The following is a 4,112-nucleotide window of genomic DNA, read 5'->3' on the forward strand; positions in this document are numbered from 1 at the left end:
AAGTCAAAGAACGACTTCACTGTCAGGCCCTCCAGCGCTTGTCGGGGCTGACCAAGGCGCTTGCGCTTTTCTTATTATTGGTCGTCCTTGATATAAATGTTTTTAGTGAGTATTTGATTTTAGCTGCTTGGCATGAATGGTTGCCGTTTGAGGTAACTTTAAAATCCCTATAGAATGGCTGGGATGGTTCAACAGCGAAGAATGAAACTACAGATATTTAATGAAAGAATAATGCCTACTTAAACGAGGTGAACGAAGTGAACAGCAAACGCCATCAAAATCTTCAAGGGTATTCATTTATGATGCCTGCTTTGCTAGCCATCCTTTTCTTTACGATCGTCCCAGTTGTTTATGCTTTTTTCCTGATGTTTTTTAAGGTGGATATGCTGGCGGGGACAAGGAATTTCATTGGTTTGGATAACTTTGGAAAAATATTCGAAGACCCAAAATTTTGGGCTTCATTCTATAATACATTCAAGTATGTATTGGTTGTCGTTCCAATACAAACGATCATCGCATTGGCTCTTGCCGCATTATTGAATAATAAGGTAAAATTCAGCCGTGGATTCCTGACGGTCATGTTCATTCCTACTTTGACCTCATCTTCGGCTATGACGTTGATTTTTATGTGGCTCTTCAATAATAACGGGCTTGTTGTCAATACAATTGACGATCTATTTGGCATAAGGTTGGAATTCCTGACTGATCCCAGTCTGGCACTGACCGTCATTATGATTATGAATATCTTTTCAACTGTCCCACACTTTATGATCGTATTCTTATCAGGCTTACAGGATATCCCTGACAGTTTGTATGAGGCAGCCTCACTTGATGGTGCTTCAGCTTTTAAACAATTCCGTCATGTAACTGTCCCACAGATAATGCCAATCACTTTTTATGTTGTTACAATGGGCTTGGTTGGATGTTTCCAGATTTTTGACCAGGCATTTATAATCTCGAATGGTACAGGTGGACCGCAAAATTCAACCCTGACATTCTCCCTATATATTTATCAATTGGCATTCAACAGTAATGATATGGGACGCGCCACAGCACTGGCGTTTGTCTTGGGAGCTATTATTTTCACCGTAACATACATTGTAAACAAACTACTCAAAGCAGATGAGGTGAATGGGTAATGAGAAATGGTAAGAGCAGTAAAATGAAGGCGATTGTGTATGCTTTGCTTATAGGGTATTCACTTTTGACCCTTGTCCCGTTTCTTTGGAGTATCTTGACTTCATTTAAGACCACAGCGGAAATTGCCAGTGGCGGTACTTTCTTTCCACAAGAGTGGAGTACTGCTGGATATGAAAAAGTTTTTGATTCTCAGCTCCCAACGTGGGTGATGAATTCCTTGTTCGTAGCGCTCGTAACCACGCTAATTAATCTGGTGGTTAACACGATGGCAGGATATGCACTTGCAAGAATTGATTTCAAAGGCCAAAAAGTTCTGTTCAGTGCGCTATTAGCCTTGATTATGATTCCCTCACAGGTAACCATGATTCCATTGTATATAGTTGTTTCAAAATTAGGCTTGGTGGACAGTCATTGGTCGATAATCCTCACAACAATGTTTAATATTGGCTATATTTTCATGATGCGCCAGTTCTTTGTCAACTTTCCGAGAGATGTGGAGGAAGCTGCAACGATGGACGGGCTGTCGAGGATCGGAACGTTCTTTCGGGTTGTCCTTCCAAATGCTAAGGCAGCGGTTGCAACCCAGGCAGTATTTGTTTTTATGGGAGTATGGAATGAATTTATGAAACCGCTCCTGTTCATTTCCAGTCCAGACCGTTACATGCTGACACAGGGATTGAACGCACTGGCAAAACAATTCAAGAATGCTACTGCATGGGATGTTATTATGGCAGGGTCACTGATTTCCATCATCCCAATTTTCATTATCTATATCATTCTGAACAAATACTTCATTCAGACAAATAATCAGACAGCAGGCGTAAAATAAATGGATAAAGGAGAACAGAAATTGAATTTAAAAGCAGTTATTTTCGATTTAGATGGAGTGATCACTGATACAGCAGAGTGGCATTTCCTAGCATGGAGCGAATTGGCCAAAAGCATCGGGATTCACATCAACAAAGAATTCAATGAGGAATTAAAGGGTATTAGCCGGATGGAAAGCCTTGAACGGATTCTTGACATGGGAGGAATCGCACATACTTTTACTGAAAAAGAGAAAGTGGAGCTTGCACAGCGTAAAAATAAGTACTATGTCCAGCTTTTGACACAGATGACACCCGAGAATATTTTTCCCGGTATCAGAAAGTTTCTCGAGGAACTAAAAAAGAATCATATCAAGATTGGCCTGGCTTCTGCTAGCAAGAATGCCCCATCGATTCTAGATGCATTGCAGATAACGGAATTTTTCCAGGTCGTTGCCGATCCTGAAAAGGTAGCCAAAGGAAAGCCGGCACCTGATATTTTCCTTTCAGCAGCTGAGAAGTTATCAGTCAATCCACGTAATTGTGTTGGTATTGAAGATTCCATTGCCGGATTGCAATCTATTCGGGACGCAGGAATGTTTTCTATTGGGGTAGGTACTTTGGATATCATGAAGGAGGCTGGAGCAAATTTAGTACTTGAAAGCACAGCAGAATTAACGCTGGAACGATTGAATGGTATGTTCAACATCCATGCGAGAGATTATTGACAGGGAGATAGGCTTCTTTGATAATACAGGAAAAAGGCTCAGCAGGAGATGGTTGTAGATGGCTACTATTAAAGATGTGGCTAAAAAAGCAGGGGTATCGATCAGCATGGTCTCAAAGGCATTTAATGATTACCCTGATATTAGTGAAAAAACAAAAAAGCTAATTTTAAATGTTGCGAAGGAGCTGGACTATTCTCCCAATCTGGTTGCAAAAAATTTGTCATCCAAAAAACAGAACACTATTGGCCTGATTACCTCAGGTTTTTTTGAAAGTGGCATCAAAGACAACACAAACTCCTTCCAGCTTTTTAAGGGTGTTTATGCAGCGGTGGAACAATCCCAGCATGAACTTGCGATATACATGATTGATTCGCAAAAGCAGAAGCAGAAGAGCTATGCAGCCTTTTGTAAGGAAAGAAATATAGGCGGGGCAGTCTTGTCAGGAATTCGCATTGATGACCCCTTCTTTCTTGAACTGATCGATTCTAATATCCCATGTGTTGTATTGGATGTGAAATTAGAGAAAGAGAGCGCATTAGTCGGTTCTGTGTCGATCAACAATTTCGAAGCAAGCAAAGGAATAGCTCTTTACTTGTTGGAGCGGAACCATAAAGACATCGTCATTGTCGCTGGCAAGGCAGAAGCGTGGGTGAACGCGGAACGGCTGTCCGGCGTTAAGGAAGCATTTCGTGAACAAGGAAAGGAACTATCTGAAGAAGATATCATTTATGGTGATTTTTTCGAGGATAAGGCGTACCAACTGACTAAAGAACTGTTACAGCATAAAACTCCATCGGCGTTTTTATGTTTCAGTGACCTTATGGCACTGGGGGTCATGAAAGCTGTCAAGGAGCAAGGGCTTAAAATCCCCGAAGATATTTCCGTTACTGGATTCGATGGAATTTTAATTAGTGAGTTTACCCAGCCCCCACTTACAACAATCCAGCAGGATTTTTTTGAAATGGGAAAGCAAACGGCACTGTTGCTCCAAAAGATTATGAATGGTGAAAAAACCAGTCAGAACATCACGGTTGAACATTTGTTCATCGAGCGAGGGAGTGTGTCGTCGAAATTATAGTTGACAAGATAATGACTGCAAGGGCGCGACCAAAATTGTCTCGATTTTTCCTGATAAGAGTTCAGCTGATCTTCCCACCACACAAGGAGCCATTTTACTCACAGAACTACAAACAGGAAGACATAGAAGCTTACTGTCCGCTTCTTATCTGACACGATTGAGAACCGGCGCCTAAAGTGCCATCTTAGCCCGACATCTCGCAAGGCCCGACAGCCAAGTGCTGACCGTCATTGGCACTGGAGCAAGTACTGGGATAGTGAATGTGCTCCCGATTCAAGAGATCTATTTAACGGATTTCCGAAAGAAGTCTCCCATCCTCAAGGAATGGGAAGGGCTAAAGCCCAATGAGTAGGTGGGAGA

General features: G+C 41.8%; 5 protein-coding genes. All 5 read left to right on the forward strand.

The window, feature by feature from the left end; translation table 11 throughout:
• Positions 1-257 precede the first annotated feature (257 nt).
• Genes UB32_RS15225 through UB32_RS20535 form a run of 5 tightly spaced genes read left to right on the forward strand, consistent with a single transcriptional unit; the run spans position 258 to position 3,927 of the window.
• Positions 258-1,139, forward strand: coding sequence for a carbohydrate ABC transporter permease (locus tag UB32_RS15225; protein WP_241768522.1), 882 nt, complete (start codon positions 258-260; stop codon positions 1,137-1,139).
• A complete protein-coding gene (locus UB32_RS15230) occupies positions 1,139-1,969 on the forward strand; it encodes a carbohydrate ABC transporter permease (RefSeq protein ID WP_044395174.1) in 831 nt (276 codons plus the stop codon). Before UB32_RS15225 ends, UB32_RS15230 begins: the two co-directional genes overlap by 1 nt.
• Entirely contained in the window at positions 1,970-2,674 is a 705-nt protein-coding gene (gene pgmB, locus UB32_RS15235) for a beta-phosphoglucomutase (protein WP_044395176.1), read from the forward strand. It abuts the gene before it with no gap.
• Between the two features lie 58 nt (positions 2,675-2,732).
• The gene (locus tag UB32_RS15240) at positions 2,733-3,752 is read left to right on the forward strand and encodes a LacI family DNA-binding transcriptional regulator (protein WP_044395178.1); all 1,020 of its coding nucleotides are present in this window, start codon (positions 2,733-2,735) and stop codon (positions 3,750-3,752) included.
• Positions 3,753-3,786: 34 nt separating this feature from the next.
• Positions 3,787-3,927 (forward strand): hypothetical protein, encoded by a 141-nt coding sequence (locus UB32_RS20535; RefSeq protein ID WP_277813892.1) that lies wholly within the window; start codon positions 3,787-3,789, stop codon positions 3,925-3,927.
• The last annotated feature ends 185 nt before the right edge of the window (positions 3,928-4,112 follow it).

The organism is Mesobacillus subterraneus (assembly GCF_000934845.1).
In the GTDB taxonomy this organism is placed as follows: domain Bacteria; phylum Bacillota; class Bacilli; order Bacillales; family Cytobacillaceae; genus Mesobacillus; species Mesobacillus stamsii.